At 73.2% G+C, this 22,236-nt stretch carries 16 protein-coding genes and 2 pseudogenes; 10 read left to right on the top strand and 8 right to left on the bottom strand.

Annotated elements, in window-relative coordinates:
• Positions 1 to 3: 3 nt before the first annotated feature.
• A pseudogene (locus ACN267_RS09370) lies at positions 4 to 159 on the top strand (SDR family oxidoreductase); the annotation flags it as partial.
• Between the two features lie 174 nt (positions 160 to 333).
• Here ACN267_RS09370 and ACN267_RS09365 read toward each other — a convergent pair.
• Together ACN267_RS09365 and ACN267_RS09360 are read right to left on the bottom strand one after the other, a co-directional pair.
• Positions 334 to 894: a GNAT family N-acetyltransferase gene (locus tag ACN267_RS09365; RefSeq protein WP_421490402.1), complete on the bottom strand. Its 561-nt coding sequence runs from the start codon at positions 892 to 894 to the stop codon at positions 334 to 336.
• A gap of 33 nt (positions 895 to 927) precedes the next feature.
• Positions 928 to 2,946 (bottom strand): annotated as a pseudogene (locus tag ACN267_RS09360) (penicillin acylase family protein); the annotation flags it as partial.
• A 106-nt stretch (positions 2,947 to 3,052) separates the two neighbouring features.
• On the opposite strand from ACN267_RS09360, the gene ACN267_RS09355 reads away from it, so the two are divergent.
• From ACN267_RS09355 to ACN267_RS09325, 7 genes are all read left to right on the top strand, one after another.
• Positions 3,053 to 3,763, top strand: a complete 711-nt coding sequence (locus ACN267_RS09355) for a siderophore-interacting protein (protein ID WP_421488437.1) — start codon at positions 3,053 to 3,055, stop codon at positions 3,761 to 3,763.
• Positions 3,760 to 5,004, top strand: coding sequence for an MFS transporter (locus ACN267_RS09350; RefSeq protein ID WP_421488436.1), 1,245 nt, complete (start codon positions 3,760 to 3,762; stop codon positions 5,002 to 5,004). Before ACN267_RS09355 ends, ACN267_RS09350 begins: the two co-directional genes overlap by 4 nt.
• A 145-nt stretch (positions 5,005 to 5,149) precedes the next feature.
• Positions 5,150 to 6,679 carry a pyridoxal phosphate-dependent decarboxylase family protein gene (locus tag ACN267_RS09345; RefSeq protein WP_421488435.1) on the top strand — a complete coding sequence of 510 codons (1,530 nt, stop codon included), beginning with the start codon at positions 5,150 to 5,152 and terminating at the stop codon, positions 6,677 to 6,679.
• A gap of 46 nt (positions 6,680 to 6,725) precedes the next feature.
• Positions 6,726 to 8,018 (top strand): lysine N(6)-hydroxylase/L-ornithine N(5)-oxygenase family protein, encoded by a 1,293-nt coding sequence (locus tag ACN267_RS09340; RefSeq protein ID WP_204959920.1) that lies wholly within the window; start codon positions 6,726 to 6,728, stop codon positions 8,016 to 8,018.
• On the top strand, positions 8,015 to 8,590 hold the full coding sequence (locus tag ACN267_RS09335) for a GNAT family N-acetyltransferase (protein ID WP_421488434.1): 576 nt from the start codon (positions 8,015 to 8,017) through the stop codon (positions 8,588 to 8,590). The genes ACN267_RS09340 and ACN267_RS09335 overlap by 4 nt, the downstream gene beginning before the upstream one ends.
• On the top strand, positions 8,587 to 10,371 hold the full coding sequence (locus ACN267_RS09330) for an IucA/IucC family protein (protein ID WP_421488433.1): 1,785 nt from the start codon (positions 8,587 to 8,589) through the stop codon (positions 10,369 to 10,371). The genes ACN267_RS09335 and ACN267_RS09330 overlap by 4 nt, the downstream gene beginning before the upstream one ends.
• The gene (locus ACN267_RS09325) at positions 10,368 to 11,858 is read left to right on the top strand and encodes an MFS transporter (protein WP_204959913.1); all 1,491 of its coding nucleotides are present in this window, start codon (positions 10,368 to 10,370) and stop codon (positions 11,856 to 11,858) included. The genes ACN267_RS09330 and ACN267_RS09325 overlap by 4 nt, the downstream gene beginning before the upstream one ends.
• A 13-nt stretch (positions 11,859 to 11,871) precedes the next feature.
• Here ACN267_RS09325 and ACN267_RS09320 read toward each other — a convergent pair whose 3' ends face one another.
• Genes ACN267_RS09320 through ACN267_RS09295 form a run of 6 tightly spaced genes read right to left on the bottom strand, consistent with a single transcriptional unit; the run spans position 11,872 to position 17,938 of the window.
• Positions 11,872 to 12,861, bottom strand: coding sequence for an STM4011 family radical SAM protein (locus ACN267_RS09320; RefSeq protein WP_421488432.1), 990 nt, complete (start codon positions 12,859 to 12,861; stop codon positions 11,872 to 11,874).
• Positions 12,858 to 14,183 carry an STM4012 family radical SAM protein gene (locus ACN267_RS09315; protein ID WP_421488431.1) on the bottom strand — a complete coding sequence of 442 codons (1,326 nt, stop codon included), beginning with the start codon at positions 14,181 to 14,183 and terminating at the stop codon, positions 12,858 to 12,860. The genes ACN267_RS09320 and ACN267_RS09315 overlap by 4 nt, the downstream gene beginning before the upstream one ends.
• The gene (locus ACN267_RS09310) at positions 14,180 to 14,983 is read right to left on the bottom strand and encodes an STM4013/SEN3800 family hydrolase (protein ID WP_421488430.1); all 804 of its coding nucleotides are present in this window, start codon (positions 14,981 to 14,983) and stop codon (positions 14,180 to 14,182) included. The genes ACN267_RS09315 and ACN267_RS09310 overlap by 4 nt, the downstream gene beginning before the upstream one ends.
• Positions 14,971 to 16,047 carry an STM4014 family protein gene (locus ACN267_RS09305; protein ID WP_421488429.1) on the bottom strand — a complete coding sequence of 359 codons (1,077 nt, stop codon included), beginning with the start codon at positions 16,045 to 16,047 and terminating at the stop codon, positions 14,971 to 14,973. Before ACN267_RS09305 ends, ACN267_RS09310 begins: the two co-directional genes overlap by 13 nt.
• A 1-nt stretch (position 16,048) precedes the next feature.
• Complete coding sequence (locus tag ACN267_RS09300) at positions 16,049 to 16,999, bottom strand: STM4015 family protein (RefSeq protein ID WP_421488428.1); 951 nt, start codon at positions 16,997 to 16,999, stop codon at positions 16,049 to 16,051.
• A gap of 6 nt (positions 17,000 to 17,005) precedes the next feature.
• Positions 17,006 to 17,938: an STM4015 family protein gene (locus ACN267_RS09295; RefSeq protein WP_281897725.1), complete on the bottom strand. Its 933-nt coding sequence runs from the start codon at positions 17,936 to 17,938 to the stop codon at positions 17,006 to 17,008.
• Between the two features lie 203 nt (positions 17,939 to 18,141).
• On the opposite strand from ACN267_RS09295, the gene ACN267_RS09290 reads away from it, so the two are divergent.
• Complete coding sequence (locus ACN267_RS09290; RefSeq protein WP_421488427.1) at positions 18,142 to 19,602, top strand: pectinesterase family protein; 1,461 nt, start codon at positions 18,142 to 18,144, stop codon at positions 19,600 to 19,602.
• 363 nt (positions 19,603 to 19,965) lie between these two features.
• Positions 19,966 to 22,158, top strand: a complete 2,193-nt coding sequence (locus tag ACN267_RS09285; protein WP_204959899.1) for a carbohydrate-binding module family 20 domain-containing protein — start codon at positions 19,966 to 19,968, stop codon at positions 22,156 to 22,158.
• Positions 22,159 to 22,236 lie beyond the last annotated feature (78 nt).

Here is a 22,236-nt window from a genome sequence, read left to right as displayed (position 1 = left end):
GCGACCAACGGACCGGCCTTCGCCACACCGGGCGTGGCTGACCTGATCACCTCGATGACGGCCCTCGACCGGCTGGGCGCTCCCGGTGACGTCGCCGACGTGGTCGCGTTCCTCGCCTCCGACGCCGCACGCTGGGTCACCGGGCAGGTCCTCGACGCCAGCGGCGGCCTCTTCCCGGGCCCCGCAGCTGACCACCGCGCCGGCACAGCCTGTTCGCCGCACCACGCCGGGGCCGGGCCCGCCCGTGCGGTCCACCGGGGCCGTCGGGCACCGCCCAGGTGCCCGGGCACCGCACCGGCCGGGTCCGCCCCGCCGTACGGGCCGTTGGTGGGTTCAGGCCGGGACGGGGTGGTCCGCCTCGAACCGCTCCCGGGTGAGGAACGCCAACTGCGCGCGCTTGTCGGGCATGTCGATCTCGTCGGCGAAGGTGAACCCCTCGCGTTCCAGCCGGCGCAGCGCGAACCGGTTGCGCACGTCGGGCTCGACCACGATCCGCAGCCGGGTAGGGTCGCGGAACAGGAACCGGGCCAGCGCCGGGCCGACCGCGTCGGTGAGCCCGCGCGGGGGCCGTCGGCCCGGGGCGAGCAGCAGGTGCATGCCGATGTCGCCGGGGCGTACCCGGTAGCGTTCCCCGACCGGGTCGGCCTCCGGCTGGTAGGTCTGGAACAGACCCACCGGCGTGCCGTCCAACCCGACCACGTATGCGTGGTGGGTGCTCAGGCCGTCGATGAACGTGTAGACCTCGCGTACCTCCTCGACGGTGTACGACCCCATGCCCCAGAACGTCGCGCGGGGCTCGGTCACCCAGCCGTGCAGCAGCGTGGCGTGGGCGGCCGGGTCGACCACGGTGAGGGTCAGCTCACCGAAGCCGGGGATCTGCTCCTGGTAGGTCACGGGGTCCTCGTCTCGGGGTGCGGTCAGGGTGTGCCAGTCGGTGCCGACGGGGATCAGCCCACCGGTGGCCCACAGCGGCAACTGGTCGGCGAAGTGCGGGTCGTCGGGGCGGCCGGAGACGCCGAAGGGGACGATCCAGCGGCTCGCCGCCCGGTCGGTGAGGTCCCACACGTAGCGGGCGACCGGCCCGCGCCAGCACGCGTCGGAGACCCCGGGGACGCTGGAGGTGGCCAGCACGCAGTCGGTGTCACCGCCGAGCACGGTGGCCGCCCGCATCGCGGCGACCCGTTCGGTGACCGCGTCGGACACCCCGAGGTGCAGCGGGTGCAGCAGGTGCCGCCGTCCCCAGGTCCCGGCCGGCTCGTCGGCGGCGACGTCCTCCAGGGCGGCGACGGCGAGGGGTTCGACCTCGCCGCCGAGGCGCGGCAGTCCGGCGACCACCCCCTCCACGGCGTGCCCGATGCGGGCCAGCGGGTCGGTCCATGGCGCGAAGAGGGGGTCGAAGCCGCCGGGGGAGTGCAGCGGCCCCAGCGCGGGGTGCGCGGCCAGCCGGTGGACCAGCGCGGCCCGCCAGGCGGCGAACGCCCCGGCGTCGACGCTGTCGGCGGCCATCCGACCATCCCATCCGGTCAGCCGGTCACGTAGTTGTCGGGCCGGCGCGCTCAGCGGTGCCGGGTCGAGCCGGGCGAGCAGGTCCCGCAGGACCGTCGACCCACGCCGGGTGTCCATGTGGACGTCGGGGGCGGCGACGCCGTCGGCGAGCAGGGCACGGATGCGGCGGGCCCGGTGCGGCGGGGCGAAGTCGACACCGAGCGCGGCGGTGTCGTCGCGCCTGTCGTTGGCGCAGACCACCGGCTCGCCGACCTCGACGGGCTTGGGCGTGGCGTAGTCGCCGCGCCACCGGTAGCGGGGGTCCCAGCCGGGCACCGGTTCCCGCCGGCACCTGTCGTCGCGTTCGGGCACCAGTCCGGCGACGAGCTGGTGCACCGTGCCGTGCCGGTCGGCGACGAGCACGCTGTTGACCGGTTCGACCCAGCCGCGCAGCGCGTCGGCGACGTCGTCGGCGGTGCGGGCCCGCAGCAGCGGCAGCAGCGCCTCGAAGCCGAGGTTCCCGGTCACCCGGGTCGGGGTGCGCAGGCTGAGCGCCTCGCCGGTGTGCCGGTCGTGGTCGATCACCGGCCCGCGCGGGGTCTCGATCACCTCGACGGTCTCGGTCGCGCCGCCGCGTACCTCGATCCGCTCGATGTGCCGGTGGGCCGGCACCCAGCCGTCGGCGTCGCGGACCAGCACCCGGTCGCCGTCGCGGCGCAGCTGTTCGCGGTAGAGGTCCTGGTAGTCGGCCATCGCGTTGGTGACCGCCCAGGCGACGTCACCGGCGTGCCCGAAGTGCGGCAGCCCCGGCACGCCGGGGAAGGCCAGCCCGACCACGTCGAACTCGGGGCAGGCGAGCCGGATCTGCTGGTAGATGCCGGGCAGTTCGAGCAGCCGGTGCGGGTCACCGGCGATGACCGGCGCGCGGCCGGTCACCGGGTCGGCGGGCAACGCCCAGGCGTTGCTGCCGGAGCCGCCGGGCCCCTCGACGGCGAACAGGTCGCGGGCGTGCGGGCCGAGGGTGGCGGCGACGTGGGCGTGCCACAGCTTCTGCGGGAAGGTGCCGAACAGGATGTGCTGGACCAGGAACACGCCCAGCGGCGACCAGGGTCGCCACCGGCCGGGCGTGCTGCCGGTGGCGGCGAACTCCGGGGCTGCCGCCGCGCCGGCCGGCAACGCGTCGTTGACCCCGTCGGCGTACGCGGCGACCCAGCGCCGGGTGGCCGGGGTGAGCTGCTCGAAACAGCGTCGGGCGGTGTCGTCGAGACGGGCCCGCCGGGCGAACCGGTCCCAGCCGAGCTCGCCGGGGCCGACGTGGGCGGCGAGCCGGCCCTCGGCCCGCCACCGTTCGACCTCCAGCTGCCAGCCCCGGTCGGTGGCGGTGATCCGGCCCTGCCATCGGGCCAGCTCGTCGACGGTGTCGGCCCACAGGTGCGGTACGCCCCACCGGTCGCGGTGCACGCCGGTGGCCGGACGACCGTCCGGTTCGGTGCCGGTCCCACTCTCCACAGGACTCCCCAGGTAAGTTACCCTCGCCTAACTTAGGCGGACCTTACCTGGAGGACGTGTGAAACGGAACTGGGAGGCCCTGGTGCTCAAGGCCATGGGCGGCCGGGACTTCCGGCTGACCGTGCGCGGCACCGAGCCGGTCGGCGAGCACTACCAGCGGCTGCTGATGGACGACGGCGGCCTGCTGGCGGCGGCCAAGGTGCACCCCACCATGTGGATCCGGCTCTGGTTCGACGACGCCGGCCGCCCGCACCAGCGGGCGTACACCCTGGTCGACCCGGACCCGGCAGCCGGCCGGTTCAGCCTCGAGTTCGCCCTGCACGACGGCTGTGCGGCCCGCTGGGCGGCCGGCGCGCAGGTCGGTGACACCATCGTGGCCACCCTCCAGGGCAGCGCCTTCGCTTTGCCCGACCCGGCCCCCGCGCACCTCTACCTGGTCGGTGACGCCGCCTCGCTGCCGGCGGTGAACAGCCTGCTCGACGCCGCCGTCGGCATCCCCGCCACGGTCTGGCTGGAGTACGCCCACCCCGGTGAGCAGGCGCTCACCCCGCGCGCCGGGGACCAGCACCGGGTCACCTGGGTGCCGCGTGGGCAGGACGGGCAGCAGCTCGTCGACACCGTCCGGGCGGAACTGCCGGCCACCCCGGACGCCCACTACTGGCTGGCCTGCGAGGCGGGCAGCACCCGGGCGCTCGCCCGGCACGTGCGGCGCACCCTCGGCGTGGGCAAGCAGCAGCTCACCGCGCTGGGTTACTGGAGCGCGCGGTGACCGGACGCCTCGGCACGCTCACCACGCTCTACGTCACGCAGTACCTCGGCATCGGGTTCATCACCGTCGGGTTGACCGCCATCCTGCGTGACGGCGGCACCTCGCTGGACACCCTGGCCCTGCTCCAGTTCGTCGGCCTGGTCTGGCCGCTGAAGTTCCTCTGGGCCCCGCTGATCGACAGGTACGGCTCACGCCGGCTCGGGCACTACCGGTCCTGGCTGCTGCCGTTGCAGGCCGGTCTGGTGCTGACCCTGCTGGCGCTGCTGCCGTTCGCCGACCCGACCCGGCAGCTCGGCCCGGTGGTGGCGATCTGCGCCGCCTACGTCTTCCTCTCCGCCACCCAGGACATCGCCGTCGACGCGGTCGCCGTCCGGGTGCTGTCGGAGGGGACCCGGGGCGCCGGCAACGGCATCCAGGTCGCCGCGAGCTACCTGGGCAACCTGCTCGGCGGCGGCGCGTGCGTGCTGGTCTACGACCGGTTCGGCTGGCTGCCGGCGATCGGTCTGCTGGCCGCGTTGACCGCCGTCGGCCTGCTGGTGGTGTGGCGGCTGCGGGAACCGGACCGGGTGGCCCGGGTGGCCGGCGCCGGACAGGCGTACCGGGCGCTGCTGTCGGTGTTCGGGCAGCCCGGCTGCCGCTGGTGGACCTTCGGCGTGGTGCCGCTGGTCTACACCGGAGCCGGGGCGGCCTACGCCCTGGTCACCCCGGCGCTGGTCGACGCGGGCTGGTCGCTTTCCCGCATCGGCGTGGTCACCGGTGTGGTGATCAGCGCCCCGGCGATCGTCGCCGGGCTGCTCGCCGGGGTCGGGGTGGACCGGTTCGGCCGGGCACGGCTGCTCGTCGTCGGGGGAGCGGCCCTCGGGGTCTCCACCGTCATGCTGCTGCCGTTGCTGAACGGGCGGGCGCCGCTGGGGCCGACGGTGGCCGCGCTGTGCTGCTTCATGGCCGCCTACACGGTGGCCAACGTCGTGCTCTACGTGGTCAACATGGACTATTCCCGGCCGGGCACCGGGGGCACCGACTTCACCGTGCTGTCGTCGTTCGGGCTGATCTGTTCGTTCCTGGCGGCCTCGGTCGGGTTGGCCGCCGCCGGTCGGGTCGGGTATCCCGCCGTGGCGCTCGCCTCGGTGGTGCTGGTCGCCGTCGGCGTCCTGGTCGGGTTGGGCCACCAGCGCCGGTTCCGGGCCGGCACGATCCGGCCGGCCGAGCCGGCGGTTCCGGACGTCACCCCGGTCGGCTGAACCGGTGCTCGGGGGGCGGGGTGTCAGCATTGACAAGCATTTAGGTTAGGATAACCTAACTAGGCGAGATCAACTGGGCTGCCGGGACGACCTGACCCGCCCCCGTCCCGCCCGCGCCCCCGTCACCGACCGTCGAGGACTGCTCATGAGCCTGCCCGGATCCACAATCGAGGCCCCCGTGACCGGGACGCGTCCCACCCCACCCCGCGCCCACCTGTTCACCGCCGGCACCGTCGAGGACTACCGCCGGGCCGTCACCGAGGGCATCGACCGGGTCGCGGCCCGGGTGGCCGGCGTCGACCGGCCGGGCACCGGCATCACCCCCGACGAGCTGGCCCCCCGAGTCGCCGGCATCGACCTGGACCGACCGCTCGGCGACACCACCGCCGCCCTCGACGAACTGCACGACGTCTACCTGCGCGACGCGGTCTACTTCCACCACCCCCGCTACCTGGCCCACCTCAACTGCCCGGTCGTCATCCCCGCCCTGCTCGGCGAGGCGGTGCTCAGCGCGGTCAACTCCTCCCTGGACACCTGGGACCAGAGCGCCGGCGGCACCCTGATCGAACGCCGGCTGGTCGACTGGACCGCCGGGCGGATCGGCTTCGGCCCGGCCGCCGACGGCATCTTCACCAGCGGCGGCACCCAGTCCAACCTCCAGGCGCTGCTGCTGGCCCGGGAGGAGGCGTACGCCCGGATCGTCGGCGGCGGCCCTGACCGGCCCAGCCGGCCCGAGGTGCTGTCCCGGCTACGGATCATCACCTCCACCGCCGGGCACTTCAGCGTCCAGAAGGCCGCCAAGCTGCTCGGCCTCGCCGCCGACGCGGTGCTCACCATCGCCACCGACGCCGGCCGGCGGATGCGTACCGACGAACTGGCCGAGACCCTCGACCGGTGCCGCCGCGACGGCCAGACCGTGCTCGCCGTGGTCGCCACCGCCGGCACCACCGACTTCGGCACCATCGACCCGCTGGACCGGATCGCCGAGATCTGCACCGCCGCCGGGGTCTGGCTGCACGTCGACGCCGCGTACGGCTGCGGTCTGCTGGTCTCGCCCACCCGGCGGCACCTGCTGACCGGCATCGAACGGGCCGACTCGGTCACCGTCGACTACCACAAGTCGTTCTTCCAGCCGGTCAGCTCCAGCGCCCTGGTCGTCCGAGACCGGCGGGTACTGCGCCACGCCACCTGGCACGCCGACTACCTCAACCCGGCCCGGATGGTCGAGCGGCGCATCCCCAACCAGGTCGACAAGAGCCTGCAGACCACCCGCCGGTTCGACGCCCTCAAGCTCTGGCTCACCCTGCGCATCATGGGCCCCGACGCCATCGGCAGCCTCTTCGACGAGGTGGTCGACCTTGCCGCCGCCGCCTGGCGGCTGCTCGCCGACGACCCCCGCTTCGAGGTGGTCACCCGCTCACAGTTGAGCACGGTGGTGTTCCGCTACCTGCCCCCCGGTGCCGGCCGCGACGTCGTCGACGACGCCAACCTGTACGCCCGGGAGGCGCTGGCCGCCTCCGGCGCGGCGCTGGTCGCCGGCACCAAGGTCGACGGTGCCCACCACCTCAAACTCACCCTGCTCAACCCCGAGACCACCCTGGACGACATCGCCCACGTGTGCGACCTGATCGCCGAACACGCCGGCTGGTACGCCCGCACCCGCGCCACCGCCTAGCTGCCCAGCCCCGTCGGCTGACCACCCCGCCCTGGAGAAAACCCCTGTGTCGACCCACGACTTCATCGCCGTCGGGCTGGGCCCGTACAACCTCGGGCTGGCCTGCCTGACCGCGCCGCTCGACGACCTCGACGGCCTGTTCCTCGAAGCCCGCGACGAGTTCGACTGGCACCCCGGCATGCTGCTGGACGCCACCCGGTTGCAGACGCCGTTCATCGCCGACCTGGTCACCCTGGCCGACCCGACCTCGCCGTACTCCTTCCTGAACCACCTCAAGGAGGTCGGCCGGCTCTACCCGTTCTACATCCGGGAGAGCTTCTTCCCGCTGCGCCACGAGTACAACGAGTACTGCCGCTGGGCGGCTGCGAAGCTGTCCTCGGTGCGCTTCGGCCACCGGGTCACCTCGGTCGAGTACGACCCCGCCGACGAGCGGTACGTGGTGCACGCCGTGGTGAACGGCGAACCGGTCACCCACCGGGCCCGGCACCTGGTGCTGGGCACCGGCACCCCGCCGTACGTCCCGGACGCCTGCCGGGACCTCGGCGGCGACGTCATCCACAACTCCCGCTACCGGGAGCACCGGGCGGCGCTGCGGGCCAAACGCAGCATCACCGTCGTCGGCAGCGGCCAGAGCGCCGCCGAGATCTACCACGACCTGCTCACCGACCTCGGCACCTGCGGCTACCAGCTCAACTGGGTCACCCGGTCGCCGCGCTTCTTCCCCCTCGAATACACCAAGCTCACCCTGGAGATGACCTCGCCGGACTACGTGGACTACTTCCACGCCCTGCCCGAGGTGACCCGTTACCGGCTGGAGGGCACCCAGAAGAGCCTGTTCAAGGGGATCAACGCCGACCTGATCAACGACATCTTCGACCTGCTCTACGCCCACCGGGTGCACGGGCCGGTGCCGACCCGGCTGCTGACCAACACCGAACTCACCAGCGTCCGCTACGACGGGGCCACCGGCCGCTACACCCTCGGGCTGCGCCAGATCGAACAGGAACGGGACCTCACCCTCGACACCGAGGGGCTGGTGCTGGCCACCGGCTACCACTACCGGGTGCCGCAGTTCCTCGACCCGATCCGCGACCGGCTGCGCTTCGACGCCCACGGCCGCTTCGACGTGGCCCGCAACTACAGCATCGACCACACCGGCCGGGAGGTGTTCCTGCAGAACGCCGGCACCCACACCCACAGCATCACCTCACCCGACCTGGGCATGGGCCCGTACCGCAACTCCTGGATCATCCGGGAGCTGACCGGACGCGAGCACTACCCGATCGAGCAGCGGATCGCCTTCCAGGAGTTCGGCGTCCCGGCCGGCGGCACCCGGTGACCACCGTCGTGCACCGCCGGTACGACCCGGCCCTCGGCGAGTTCACCCTGCGCACCCTCGACCCGGAGGGCGACGCCGGGCTGCTGCACCGTTGGGTCACCCACCCGAAGTCGGCGTTCTGGCTGATGCAGGACGCCGACGTCGACCGGGTCGCCCGGGAGTACCGGGCGATCGCCGACCACCCGCACCACGACGCGTACCTCGGCTGCTGGCGCGGGGAACCGACGTTCCTGGCCGAACGCTACGACCCGGCCCGGGTCGAACTGGTCGGCCTCTACCCGCCGGTTGACGGCGACGTGGGCATGCACTTCCTCTGCGCCCCCACCGACCGGCCGGTGCACGGCTTCACCCGGGCCGTCATCACCACCGTGCTGGACTGGCTGTTCGCCGACCCGGCCACCCGACGGGTGGTCGTCGAACCCGACGTGCGCAACACCGCCGTGCACGCCCTCAACGCCGCCGTCGGCTTCACCGTCGTCGGACCGATCCGCAAACCGGAGAAGGACGCCCTGCTCAGCGTCTGCACCCGCGACCAGTTCCTGGCCGCCACCCGAGGAGACGTGCCCGCGTGAACCCCGCCGCATCCGTGGCCCACCTGACCCCGGCCACCTGGGCCCAGGCCAACCGGCTGCTCGTCGCCAAGGCGCTTGCCGAATTCGCCCACGAACGCCTGATCGAGCCCGCCGCCACCGGGGACGACCGGTGGGCCGTCCGTACCGACGACGGCACGGTCGAGTACCGCTTCACCGCCCGCCGGTTCACCCTCGACCACTGGCAGATCGACCCGGAGAGCATCACCCGGCGACGCGGCGACGAGGACCTGCCGCTCGACGCCGTCGACCTCTGCCTCGAACTACGCGGCGCGCTCGGCCTCAGCGACCAAGTGCTCCCCGTCTACCTGGAGGAGATCACCTCCACTCTGGCCGGCACGGCGTTCAAGCTGACCCGGCCGGCGGTGGACGCCGACGAACTGGCCCGCGCCGACTTCCAGGCCATCGAGACCGGGATGACCGAGGGCCACCCGTGCTTCGTGGCCAACAACGGCCGGATCGGCTTCGGTATCGGCGAATACCACGCGTACGCCCCGGAGGCCGGCCGGCCGGTGCGGCTGGTCTGGGTCGCCGCGCACCGCGACCACGCCACCTTCAGCAGCGCCGCCGACCTCGACTACGCCACCCTGCTGCACACCGAACTCGGCCCGGACACCCTGGCCCGGTTCACCGCCACCCTGACCGACGCCGGCGTCGACCCCGACGACTACCTGCTCATCCCGGTGCACCCGTGGCAGTGGTGGAACCGCCTCGCCGTCACCTTCGCCGGTGAGGTCGCCCGCCGACGCCTGGTCTGCCTCGGCGAGGCCCCCGACGAGTACCTGCCGCAGCAGTCCATCCGGACCTTCTTCAACGTCACCGAGCCGCGCCGGCACTACGTCAAGACCGCGCTGTCCGTGCTGAACATGGGCTTCCTGCGCGGCCTGTCGGCGGCCTACATGGAGGCCACCCCGGCGATCAACGACTGGCTTCTCGACCTGGTCACCGGCGACCCGGTGCTCGCCGGAACCGGGCTGACCATCCTGCGCGAGCGGGCCGCCGTCGGCTACCGCCACCCGCAGTACGAGGCGGCCACCGACCGCTACTCGCCGTACCGCAAGATGCTGGCGGCACTGTGGCGGGAGAGCCCGGTGCCCGGCCTGGCCCCCGGCCGGCGACTGTCCACCATGGCCGCCCTGCTGCACACCGACCGCGAGGGACGGTCGCTGGCCGCCGCCCTGATCACCGAGTCCGGCCTGCCCGCACGGCAGTGGCTGCGCCGCTACCTCGACGCCTACCTGGTGCCGCTGCTGCACAGCTTCTACGCGCACCGGCTGGCCTTCATGCCGCACGGCGAGAACGTCATCCTGGTGCTGCACGACGGCGTGGTGGAGCGGGTCATCTTCAAGGACATCGCCGAGGAGATCGTGGTGATGGACCCCGACGCCGACCTGCCACCGCTGGTGCGCCGGGTCCGCGCCGCCATCCCCGACGACGAGCAGCTGCTGACCATCTTCACCGACGTCTTCGACTGCTTCTTCCGCCACCTCAACGCCGTGCTGGCCGGGGCCGGGGTGCTCGACGAGGACGACTTCTGGCGTACCGTCGCCGACTGCGCGAGCGACTACGCCGCCCGGGTGCCGCACCTGGCCGACCGGCTGCGCCGGCACGACCTGTTCGCCCCGGAGTTCACCCTGTCCTGCCTCAACCGGCTGCAACTGCGCAACAACCAGCAGATGGTCGACCTCGCCGACCCGTCGGCGGCGCTCCAGTTCGCCGGCACCCTGACCAATCCGCTCGCCCGCTACGCCCCGCCCCGATGACCACCGCGCTGCCCGCCGCGCCCCCCGGCCCGGCGACGCCGCTGCGGTCGCGCTGGCTGATCCTGGCGGTGCTCTGCCTCGCCCAGCTGACCGTGGTGCTGGACAACACCGTGCTCACCGTGGCGGTGCCGGTGCTCACCACCGAACTGGACGCCAGCACCACCGACATCCAGTGGATGATCAACGCGTACGCGCTGGTGCAGTGCGGGCTGCTGCTCACCGCGGGCAGCGCCGCCGACCGCTACGGCCGCCGCCGGATGCTCGTCGCCGGCCTGGTGCTGTTCGGCGTCGGCTCGCTGGCCGCCGGGCTGGCCCGCTCCGGTGACCAGCTGATCGCCGCCCGCGCCGGCATGGGGGTCGGCGGGGCGCTGCTGGTCACCGCCACCCTCGCCGTCGCCATGCAGGTCTTCGACGGGGCCGAACGCTCCCGGGCGATCGGCATCTGGGCGGCCACCAGCGCTCTCGGCTACGCCGCCGGCCCGCCGATCGGCGGGATCATCCTCGCCCACCTGCCCTGGGGGGCGATCTTCCTGGTCAACGTGCCCATCGTGCTGGTCTGCCTGGTGGCCGGCCTGGCGTTGGTGCCGGAATCCCGCGACCCGGTCGGCGGCCGGCCCGACATCGGCGGGGTGCTGCTGTCCACCGCCGGCCTCACCGGCGTGGTCTGGGCCATCATCGACGGCCCCGAGCGCGGCTGGACCGCACCGCCGGTGCTCGGCGCGGCCGGTGTCGGCGTGCTGCTGCTGGCCGCGTTCGTCTGGTGGGAACGGCGGATCGCCGCTCCCATGCTGGACATGCACTTCTTCACCGACCGGCGGTTCGTCGGCGCGGTCACCGGCGTCGTCCTGATCACCTTCGGGTCCACCGGCGCGCTGTTCCTGCTCACCCAGGACCTCCAGTTCGTCCGCGGCTACCCGGCCTGGGAGGCGGGGCTACGGATGGTGCCGTTCGCACTGTCCATCGTGCTGCTCAACCTCGGCGGGGTCGCCACCCGCCTGATCCGCCGGCTCGGGGTGCCCGGGGCCATCGCGCTGGGCATGGTGCTGCTCTCCGCCGGCCTCACCCTGGTCACCCACGTCCGCACCGACGGCTACGCCGTGCTGCTGACCGGGTTGCTGGTGATGGGCTTCGGTTGCGCGCTGGCCAACCCGGCCATCGTGGAGGCGGTGATGAGTTCCATCCCCCCGGCCAAGGCCGGCGTCGGCGCCGGGATCGACGGCACCATGGCCGAGGTGGGCGGCAGCCTCGGCATCGCCGTACTCGGCGCGGTGCTCAACGCCCGGTTCGCCGCGCTCGCGCCGGTCGCGGTGGCCGGCGCCGGGTCGTACCCGGCCGCGCTGGCCGCCGCAGGCGATACCGAACGCGGTCGGGTCACCGACGCCTTCTCATCGGCGCTGGTCACCGGGCAGACCGCCGGGGCGGTGGCGGTCCTGGCCGGTGGGCTGCTCGCCGCCGGGCTGCTGCGCCGCGCCGAACGCACCCGCTGACCGGCCGGGCCACTCAGCGTTCGGGGCCCGGTGCCGGCCAGGCTGCGGGAATGCGCTCCAGCAGCCCACCGGCGAACACGTCGCGCAACCCGAGCGGCTTGAGGTGGACGTACCCGATGTGGCAGTCGCAGAGCGCGGCGTCGCACGCCCGGGGTTTGAGGGCGGCCCGCCACGACCCGTCGTAGAGGTTGCCGATCGGCGCGGGCCGGAAGTGGCAGCGGCGCACGGTGCCGTCGCCCGCGACGGAGATCGCTGTCTCCCCGGCGTGGCAAGGCCGGTCGAGCGACGGGTGCGGACGGACGCTCCAGCCGAACAGCGGGTCCAGCGCCGTCCAGGTCGCCTCCTGCCCGGCGGTGTAGTGGTGCCCGTCGGCGGCATTGACCCACAGGTACACCTCGCCGGGCAGGGCGGCGCGCAGCGCCCGCGCCTCGGCCAGGTGCTCGGGCAGGCCGACCACCCCCACCGAGTAGCGCACGCCCAGCTCGGACAGCCGGGCGCAGCGGGCGAGGAACCGCCCCCGGGTGACCTGCCCCGGGTGGTACGTCGTCCACAGCGCCGCCGTCGCCAGGTCGGCGTCGGCCAGCCAGTCCACCCGGGCGGCCAGGTTGGTCTGGATGACCACCCGGTCGACGTGCGGCAGGTGCGACAGCGTCACCATGGCGTCGCGGTACCAGCTGCGGGTCAGCCCCTCGCCCCACGGGGTGAACAGCACCGACAGCCGCCGGTCGGTGGTGGCCGCCACCCAGCCGGTGAACCGGTCCAGCGCCGCCCGGTCGGCGCGCAGCAGCTCCGGCGGGTCGATCCGCTTGGCGAACGGGCAGTACGGACAGTCGTAGTTGCAGCTCGCCAACGGCCCCCGGTAGAGCACCGCCAGCTCCATCCCGACGTCGGCACCCCCGGCACCCGAACAGCCCGGCTGCGCCGCCCGGGGCGTGACGGGGTGCAGCGGCAGCGCCGTGCGGGACGTGCCGGCGTGTGGCGGCAACAGCGGCCGGCCGGTCACCGGGGCACGTACCCGGTCATCGCCTGCCGGACCCGGGCGGAGGTCAGCCACGGGCCGATCGCGTCGGAGCGGGCCAGCCCGGCCGGGGTGAGCCGCAGCCCGTCGGCGTCCGCCCAGCCCCGGTCGGCCAGGCGTCCCAGCTCGGGGAAGTCCTCGCCCGGCGGCCGGCCGAACCGGGCGGCGTAGGCCGTCGCGTCGACCCCCTCGGCGCGCAGCAGCGACTTGAGCAGCCACCGGCGGCGCTGCTCGGCGCCGTCGAGGGCGAACCCGAACTCGGCGTACCGGAAGTCGTCCGCCGGCCGGCCCAGGTAGTCGTCCAGCACCGCCCGGACCTGCGACACCGCGACCGCGTAATCGAACGAGTAGTGCAGCGCGGTGGTGTAGGAGCGCGCCCCGCAGCCGAGCCCGACCATGCCGTCGTCCTGGCAGCAGTAGTCCGGCCCGTCCGGGGCGGGCACGTCGACACGGCGGAACTGCCGCATCGACTCCTGCCGGTAGCCGGCCGCGCCGAGGATCTCCACCGCCTGCTCGTAGAGGGCCAGCCGGTGGGCGTCCCAGTCGGCCCGGCCGTGTGCCCGCCGACCCAGCCCGGTCAACGGCCGCACGTAGAGCGGGTACAGGTACAGCTCCTCCGGCCGCCAGGCCAGCGCCGCGTCCAGGCTCTCCTGCCAGGTCGCCGCCGTCTGCCCGTCGATGCCGTAGATCAGGTCGATGTTGAGCACCGGGACCGCCGCGGCCCGGATCGCACCGAGCGCCGTCTCGACCTCCGCGCGGCGCTGCGGCCGGCCGGCGGCCCGTGCCTCGACGTCGAGAAAGCTCTGCACGCCGATGCTCACCCGCTGCACCCCGTGCGCCGCCAGCACCGTGAGCCGGTCCGGCGTCGCGGTGGCCGGCGAGGTCTCCACCGACAGCGGTACGCCCGGCAGCCGCGCCCCGGAGGTGCCGGTGACGATGTCGAACAGGTCGGTCAGCTCGTCGGCGGTCAGGTAGGTGGGGGTGCCCCCGCCGAAGGCCACCCTGGCGTACCCGGCGTCGTCGCCGAGCGCGTCGGCGATCCGCCCGGCCTGTCGGCGCAGTTGCCGCAGGTAGGCCGTCACCTGCTCCTGCGGGGCGTTGGCCCGGGTGAACAGGTTGCAGAAGCCGCAGCGCATCTCGCAGAACGGCAGGTGCACGTAGAGGAAGAGCGCGTCGCGGGCCTCGGCCCGCCACACGTCGGCGAGCAGCGGCCGGGGCCGCAGCGCCCGGTAGGAGGTCTTGTGCGGGTACGCGTAGAGGTACTGCTGGTACGGCGAGCCGTCGAGGCCCGTGTCGGTGCTGGTCACCATTCCCCCGGTCGCAGAGTGAAGTGGGCGTACGGGACGGTCCAGACCACGTCGTGGCCGATCCGGTGGCCGGTGTGCCCGTCCTCGCCGTACGCCGTGCCGTGGTCGGAGCAGATGATCGTGAACACCGGCCGTCCCCGCCCGGTGAGCAGGGCGAACAGCCGGTCGACCCGGGAGTCGACGTACTCCAGGGCGGCGGCGTGGCTGTCCCGGCTGTCGTGCGCCGCGCCGGGCAGGTGGTGCCGGTTGGGTTGGTGCAGGGCGGCGACGTTGAGGAAGGTGAACACCGGCCGGTCGGCAGGCTGGCCGGGCAGCACCTCGGCCAGCCGGTCGAGCTGAGCGTCGAGGCAGGTGGGGGAGGTGACCCCGAACTCCGGTTCCCAGTACGCCTCGGCGAACAGGTCCGGCAGCACCGACCCGAGCGGGCTGCGCCGGTTGAAGAAGCCCACCCCGCCCAGGCAGAGGGTGTGGTAACCGGCTGCGGCCAGCGCGGTCGGCAGGTCGGGGGCGTCGAAGACCCAGGTGTCGTCCCCGGCGGTCTCGCTGCCCGGGAACGCCGCCGCATAGAGCCGCTCGTGCCGGCCCGGTCCGACCGGGGTGGGCAGGAAACCAGCGAAGAAGGCGTGGTGCGCGGCGTAGGTGAAGCTGGCGGGGGAGTGCCGCCGCTCCCACCGCCCGCCCGGCAGCACCCGGGCCAGCCGGGGTGTCCGACCGGCCCCGGCCAACTCGTCGGCCACGTCGAAACGCAGCGTGTCCAGGGTGACCAGGCAGATGTCGTGACTGCCGATCAGCGTGCGCATCCGGCCTCCTCCCGCCACCTGTCCCACCGGCCGCTGGTCAGCGCGTGCACCTGCTCGGCGTAGGTGTCCCGGCCGTCGGCCAGCACCCCGGGCAGCAGGTCGCCGAACGCGTTGACCTCGGCCACCGCGTGCCGCTGCCAGCCCACCAGGAACATCAGGTCGACCCCGACGTGCAGCGACCGGGGAAAGCAGGCCGCCGCCTGTTCGCAGGTCCGCATCGCCGCCGCCCAGGCCGTCGGGCCGGCCGCCGCCCGCAGCGCGTCCAGGTCGCCACGGGCGTTGCCCAGGTGCAGGTTGGTCAGCGGTCCCCGGGCGGCCCGGACCACGGCGTGGGTGGCCCGGCCGGCGACCACCACCACCCGCAGGTCGACCACCCGGTCGGCCAACCCGGCCTTGGGCAGCCACCGCTCCACGTGCAGGCCCTCCGGGGCGAGCCGGTCGACCAGGGCCGCGACGGTCGCCTCGTCGTCGTAGCGGCGCAGCCGCAGCGAGTTGAACAGCCCGTCCGGGGTGACCTCGATCGGGGTGACGGCCTGCACCCGGCGCGGCCCGACCGCGAGGGCGATCACGCCGGCCGCCGACGAGCCGTGCGCCGGCTTGACGAACACCCGGTGCCAGCCGGCCGCCGTCATCGCCGCCCGCAACTGCGGATAGCCGCCGACCGGCGGGAGCGCCGCCGGCACCGGCACCCCGGCGGCCGACAGCAACGCGTGGCAGCGGCGCTTGTCGCACAGCGCCGCCACGTCGTCGGGGTGGTTGAGCAGCGTCGCGCCCCCGGCGGCCACCCGGCCCATCCCGGCCACCAGCCCGGCGTACGTGTCGGCCAGGCCGATCAGCTCCCCGTGCCGGGCGGGGGTGGCCGCGCCGCGCAGCAGCCGGTCCACCTCGGCGTCCTCGCCGGGGGAGTCGACCCGGACCAGGGCGTCGGCGTCCGGCGGGGTCGCCCCGGTGAGCACCCGCGCCCAGGGCAGCACCGCCGGGTCGGGCAACCCCGCCTCGCGTACGGCCCGCCGGAACAGCGCGACCCGCCGGTTGTCGGGGTTGCCCACCACGGTCAGTCGCATGTCACTCCGACACCGCCGTGTAGCGGTAGGTCTCCCCGTCGTCCTCGTCCGGTTCCTGCGGTTCGGAGACGTCCACCTCGACGCCGGGCAACGCGGCGACCACCCGGTCGGCGGCCTCTTCGGACAGGTAATGGTGGTGCAGGTCGAGGGCGGCCAGGTGGGTCAGCGGCTGCCCGGCGAGCAGCGCGGCCAGCCCGTCGTCGGACAGGGTGCCCAGCGACAGGTCGAGCCGCTCCAACCGGGGCACCACGGCGGCGGTGGCGAGCGCGGCGGCCAACTCGTCGGTGATCACGGAGTTGCGCAGCCCGAGCCGGCGCAGCGCCGGGAAGAGCTTGCCGGCCAGCAACGGCTCCAGGTCGGCCACGGTGGTGTCGCCGCCGTAGTCGTCGGTACCCAGCCACAGGTCCAGGTGGTGCAGCGCGGGCAGCTCCGAGGCGAGCACCGCGGCGACGAACTCCCGGGACAGCCCGCCGCTCTGCACGGACAGCGTCCGCAGCCGCCCGTGCCGCACCGGGGAGAAGCTGAAGTCCTCGCCGCCGCGTACCCGCAGCACCTCAAGCTGCGGGTATGCCGTTAGCAACGGGCTGACGTCGCCGACCCGCATCCAGGAGACCTCGCACTCCTCGACGACCATGTCGCCGAGGAACAGGGCCCGCAGCCGGGGCAGCCGGGGAGCAGCCGCGCAGAGCTGGGCGATCGGGGCGTGGTGGAACGCCGCGTATCCCCAGGCCCCGACGACGAGCGCCTCGACCCGGTCACCGATCTGTTCGACGAACCTGTCGAACCGGTCCCGGAACTGCTCCGACAGGATGTCCTGCCGGGTGTCGCCGTCGAAGTGCCAGTCGGCGATCCGCCAGCAGACCGGACCGTCCACGGCGGGCGGTGGACCGTCGGCGGGGAACTCGACCACCGGCAGCCCGGCGAACGTCTGCGCGTGGGAACCGAACGTCATCGTCGCTCACTCCCCGACCGCGGTGAACCGGTAGACCGTGCCGTGGTATTCGTCGGGGGTCTGCGGGTCGTCCAGGTCGACCTGGACGCCGGGCAGCGCGTCGGTCAGCCGCTGTGCCACCTCGGGGGAGAGGAAGTGGTGGTGCAGGTCGAGGCGACGCAGGTGGGTCAGCGACTGCCCGGCCAGCAGCGCCTCGGCACCCGGGTCGGTGAGCACCCCCATCGACAGGTCGAGCACCTCCAGCCGGGACACCACCGGGGCGGTGGCCACCGCCTTCGCGACGTGGTCGGCGAACTCGGCGTTGCAGACCGCCAGGTGCCGTAGCGCGGGCAGCCGGTCGCCGGACAGGATGACGGCCAGGTCGTCGACGCCGGTGTCGCCGCCGTAGTCCTGCCGGCCGAGCCACAGGTCGAGCCGGCGCAGGGCGGGCAGGTCGCAGTCGCCCACCGCGCGGGTCACCGCACCGGGCAGGCCGCCGGTCTGGAAGCCCAGCTCCCGCAGGCCGGTGTGGCGCACCGGTTGCAGGGTCAGCTCGTTGGCCCCGCGTACCCACAGGGTCTCCAGCTCCGGGTAGGCGGCCAGCAGCGGGGTGAGGTCGCCGTGGGTGAGCCAGGAGATCTCGCACTGCTCGCTGACCAGGTCGGCCAGGAACACCGCGCGTAGGGCGGTCCAGTCCTTCGCGGCGTCGGCCAGCAGGTCGACCGGGAGGGCCCGCTCGTACGCCGAACCCCACTCGCCGATGACCAGGGCGCGGACCGCCTCGCCGGGCACCTCGGCCCGCAGCGCCGTGACCAGGCCGGCGAACTCCTCCGGCTCGGCCTCGAAGTCCTCGACCTCCAGCCGCCAGGCGACGGCCGACGGGTCGTCGGGCAGGGTCATCCCCGGTGTGAAGGCAACCACCGGCATTCCGGCGAACGACGACATGTGCGAACGGATCACGCCTACCTCCGGCTCGACTGGTGTGACAGCGGCGCGACCGTAACAGGCCCGACCGACAGGATGATCAGCCGCAGGTTGGCCGGTCCGACCCGCGCCTACCGGGGGTGCCCGGCCGGTGACGCTTTACAGCGGAAGTCGGGTGTGCGAGGCTCAGGAAAGCGCTCCCACGGCTGTCCGTGTCGGATACCCCTGGGAGTTCGCTCGTGAGAAATCGCACCCGGCGGGCGGCGTCGATTGTCGCCACCGCCGTCACCACCACCCTCGTCGCCGGTGTCGTCACCGCCGTCTCGGCGCAGGCCGCCGCCGGCTGTCAGGTCACCTACCAGGTCGGCGCCCAGTGGGACGGCGGCTTCACCGCCGCCATCTCGATCAGGAACCTGGGCGACCCTGTCAGCGGCTGGCGGCTCGGCTGGACCTTCCCGGCCGGGCAGACCATCACCAGCGCGTGGGGCTTCACCGCCAGCCCGGCCAGCGGCACCGTGGTCGCCACCAACCTCGACTACAACGCCGCCATCGCCACCGGCGGCGTCGTGGACGTCGGCTTCAACGGCACCTGGACCGGCAGCAACCCCGACCCGGCCGGCTTCACGCTCAACGGCACGGCCTGCACCGGAACGACCACCCCCACCACCGCCGCGCCGACGACCCCGCCACCGCCGACCACCCCGCCACCCACCACCCCGCCACCGACGACGCCGCCACCCACCACGCCTCCGCCGCCGACCACCCCGCCGCCGACGACGCCGCCACCGACCAGCGGGACGCCGACTGTCGCCTCGGACGGCACCGGCAGGTACCGCACGGTCCAGGCCGCCATCGACGCGGTGCCGGCGAACAGTTCCAGCCGCACCACCATCACCATCAAGCCCGGCACCTACCGCGAGGTCGTCCGGGTGGCGTCGAACAAGACCAACGTCACCCTGCGGGGGCTCGGCTCGTCGCCGTCGAACGTCGTGCTCGTCTACAACAACTCGGCCGGCACCCGTAAGCCGGACGGCACCACCTACGGCACCTTCAACAGCGCGAGCATGTTCGTCGACGGGGCGAACTTCGTCGCCGAGAACCTGACCATCGCCAACGACTTCGTGGAGAACACCTCGGGGGTCGACCAGCAGGCGGTGGCGCTGCACCTGAACGCCGACCGGGCGGTGCTGCGCAACGTGCGGCTCCTCGGCGACCAGGACACCTTCCTGGTCAACGACAAGACCCGGGCGTACGTGGTCGGCTCCTACGTGGAGGGCACCGTCGACTTCATCTTCGGCGGCGGCACGATCGTCATCGACGGCAGTTCGCTCTACGAGAAGCGGTCGACCGGCGGGCCGATCACCGCCGCCCGGACGGCGGCCAGCAAGACGTACGGGATGCTGATCTACCGGTCGACGATCACCGGGGCGACCAACAACACCACCCAGCTCGGTCGCCCGTGGGGGCCGGACGCCCAGGTCCTCTACCGGGAGTCGACGCTGAGCGCGACCCTGAAGACCGCCCAGCCCTGGACCGACATGTCCGGCAACGTGTGGCAGAACGCGCGGTTCCGCGAGTACCGCAACACCGGGCCCGGCGCCGGCACGAACGGCAACCGTCCGCAGCTCACCGACGCGCAGGCGGCCACCTACACGCCGCAGCGCTACCTTGCCGGCAGCGACGGCTGGAACCCGATGTGAGCACCCGGCCGCCGGGACGCTGACCGGCGGTGATCCGCCGGCCCGGCCGTGCGCGTCGATACCGACGCGCACGGCCGGGCCGGTCAGGAGACTGCCCGGTCCGTGTCGTCCGGGCGGGTACGCAGGACGCCGGGTTCCCGTCGCGACCCCGGGCTGACCTCCCCGACACGGGGGTGATGGCGACGCAGGGTGAGCCGGCCGCGCCAAAGGGTGCAAGGTCTTGCGGATCATTGCCGGCAGATGTCGAAAACTTTGCCGCAAGGTCTTGCAAAACCTTTCATCGATGCCGCATCGTCTTCTCCACCGGACGGCCGTCCACACCCACCAGTGCCTCTTCGACCCCCGGAAGCAGGTCCACTCCTGATGTCCACACCCCGCGTCCCCCGGGGAACCCGTCTGCGACGGGGCCTCCTCGCCCTCGCTGTCACCGCCTCCTCCCTCGCCGCGTTGAGCGCGCTGCCGGCCACCGCCCCCGCGACCGCCGCCACGGCCCTCAACGACAGCGAGGTCACCGCCAACCTCTGGGAATGGAACTGGCGCTCCGTCGCCGCCGCGTGCACCGACCACCTCGGCCCGGCCGGCTACGGCGCGGTCCAGGTCGCCCCGCCGCAGGAGTCGGTCAGCCTGCCGAGCAGCGCCGACGGCGTCCACCCGTGGTACGAGGTGTACCAGCCGGTCTCCTACCGGCTGGAGAGCCGGTTCGGCACCCGGCAGCAATTCGCCGACATGGTCACCACCTGCCACAACGCCGGTGTACGGGTGTACGTCGACGCGGTGGTCAACCACATGGCCGGCGCCAACAACCCCGAGTCGGTCGTCGGGTACGCCGGCACCGACTTCTCCGGCCCCGGCTACAGCTTCCCGGCCGTGCCCTACGGCTCCGGCGACTTCCACCGCCCGGGTGACAACTGCCCGACCTCCGGTGCGATCAACGACTGGAACAACGAGGCCCAGGTGACCAGCTGCGAGCTGCTGTCCCTGACCGACCTCTACACCGAGAAGGACAGCGTCCGCACCAAGATCGCCGGGTTCCTCAACGACCTGGTCGGCCTCGGCGTCGACGGGTTCCGGGTGGACGCGGTCAAGCACGTCAAGAAGGACGACTTCGCCGCGATCCTCGGCAAGGTGCGCAACACCACCGCCGAGAACAAGCGTCCGTACGTCGCCCAGGAGATCTTCGACGGGGCCAGCAACGACGCCCTCAAGGCCCGCGCCTTCATCGGCAACGGCGACGTGCTCGACTTCGGGTACGCCAAGGGCCTGAAGTCGGCGTTCCAGGGCTCGATCGCCAACCTGGCCAACGTCGGGAGCTGGAACCTCGACGCGCCCAGCGCCAACGTGTTCGCCATGGTCACCAACCACGACCTGGAGCGCGACGGGGTGGTGCTGTCCTACCGCGACGGCAGCGACTACGTCCTGGCCAACTACTTCGCGTTGGCCTACCCGCACGGCAAGCCGTCGGTCTACGACAGCTTCACCTGGTCCAACCGTAACCAGTCGCCGCCCGCCGACGGCAACGGGTACGTCACCGACACCGTCTGCGGCAACAGCTGGAACTGCCTGACCCGGTCCACCGGGATCAAGGGCATGGTCGGCTGGGCGAACACCGCGAAGTCGGTCAAGACCGTCTCCGACTTCACCGTGGTCAACAGCAACGTCATCGGCTTCCACCGGGGCGACCGGGCCTGGATCGGGATCAACGACTCCGGGTCCGCCAGCACCGCCACCTTCACCACCGGCCTGGCCGACGGGTCGTACTGCGACGTGATCTCCGGGGCGCGCGGCACGTCCGGCTGCACCGGCACCACGGTGACCGTCAACGGCGGCCGGGCCACCGTGCAGATCCCCGCCAACGGCGCGGTGGCGCTGCACGTCAACGCGAAGGGCGGCCCGGCGACCACGCCCACCGCCACCCCGACACCCACGGCCAGCGCCACGCCGACGCCGACCGCGCCGGCCGGCACGGTCGCCACCACCTTCACCGTCACCGCGTCCCTCGCCGGTGGTCAGGACGCCTACGTCGTCGGCAGTGTGCCGGCGCTGGGTTCGTGGGCTCCGGCCGCCGCGGTCAAGCTGACCGCGCTGGGCGGGGGGACGTACCGGGCGGTGGTCAACCTGCCGGCGGCCACGGCGGTGGAGTTCAAGTTCCTCAAGCAGACCACGGCCGGCGTGGTGACCTGGGAGTCGGGGAGCAACCGGACGTTGACCACACCGGGCAGCGGCACCGCGTCGGTCACCGACACCTTCCGGGGTGACCCGGCCGGCACCCAGGGGGCGTCGTTCACCGTCACCGCCACCACCTCGTACGGACAGAATGTCTTCGTGGTGGGCAGCGTCGCGGCGCTGGGCTCGTGGAACCCGGCCAACGCGGTGGCGCTCTCCTCGGCGGCGTACCCGTCGTGGCGGGCCACGGTCGCTCTGCCGGCGAACACCACGTTCGAGTACAAGTACCTCAAGAAGAACCCTGACGGCACGGTGACCTGGGAGTCCGGTGGCAACCGCAGCGCCACCGTCGGGTCGGGCGGCTCGTGGAGCACCAACGACACCTGGCGGTGACGCCCCGGCGGCGGCCGGTCCCCTCGTGGGGCCGGCCGCCGCGTCGTGCGGCGGACCCGACCGTCGGACTTCCCGCGC

Source organism: Micromonospora sp. WMMD734, from assembly GCF_049178975.1.
Taxonomy (GTDB): Bacteria; Actinomycetota; Actinomycetes; order Mycobacteriales; family Micromonosporaceae; genus Micromonospora; species Micromonospora wenchangensis.
Note: the sequence above shows the minus strand (reverse complement) of the source record. Positions and strands in the feature narration are given on the sequence as shown.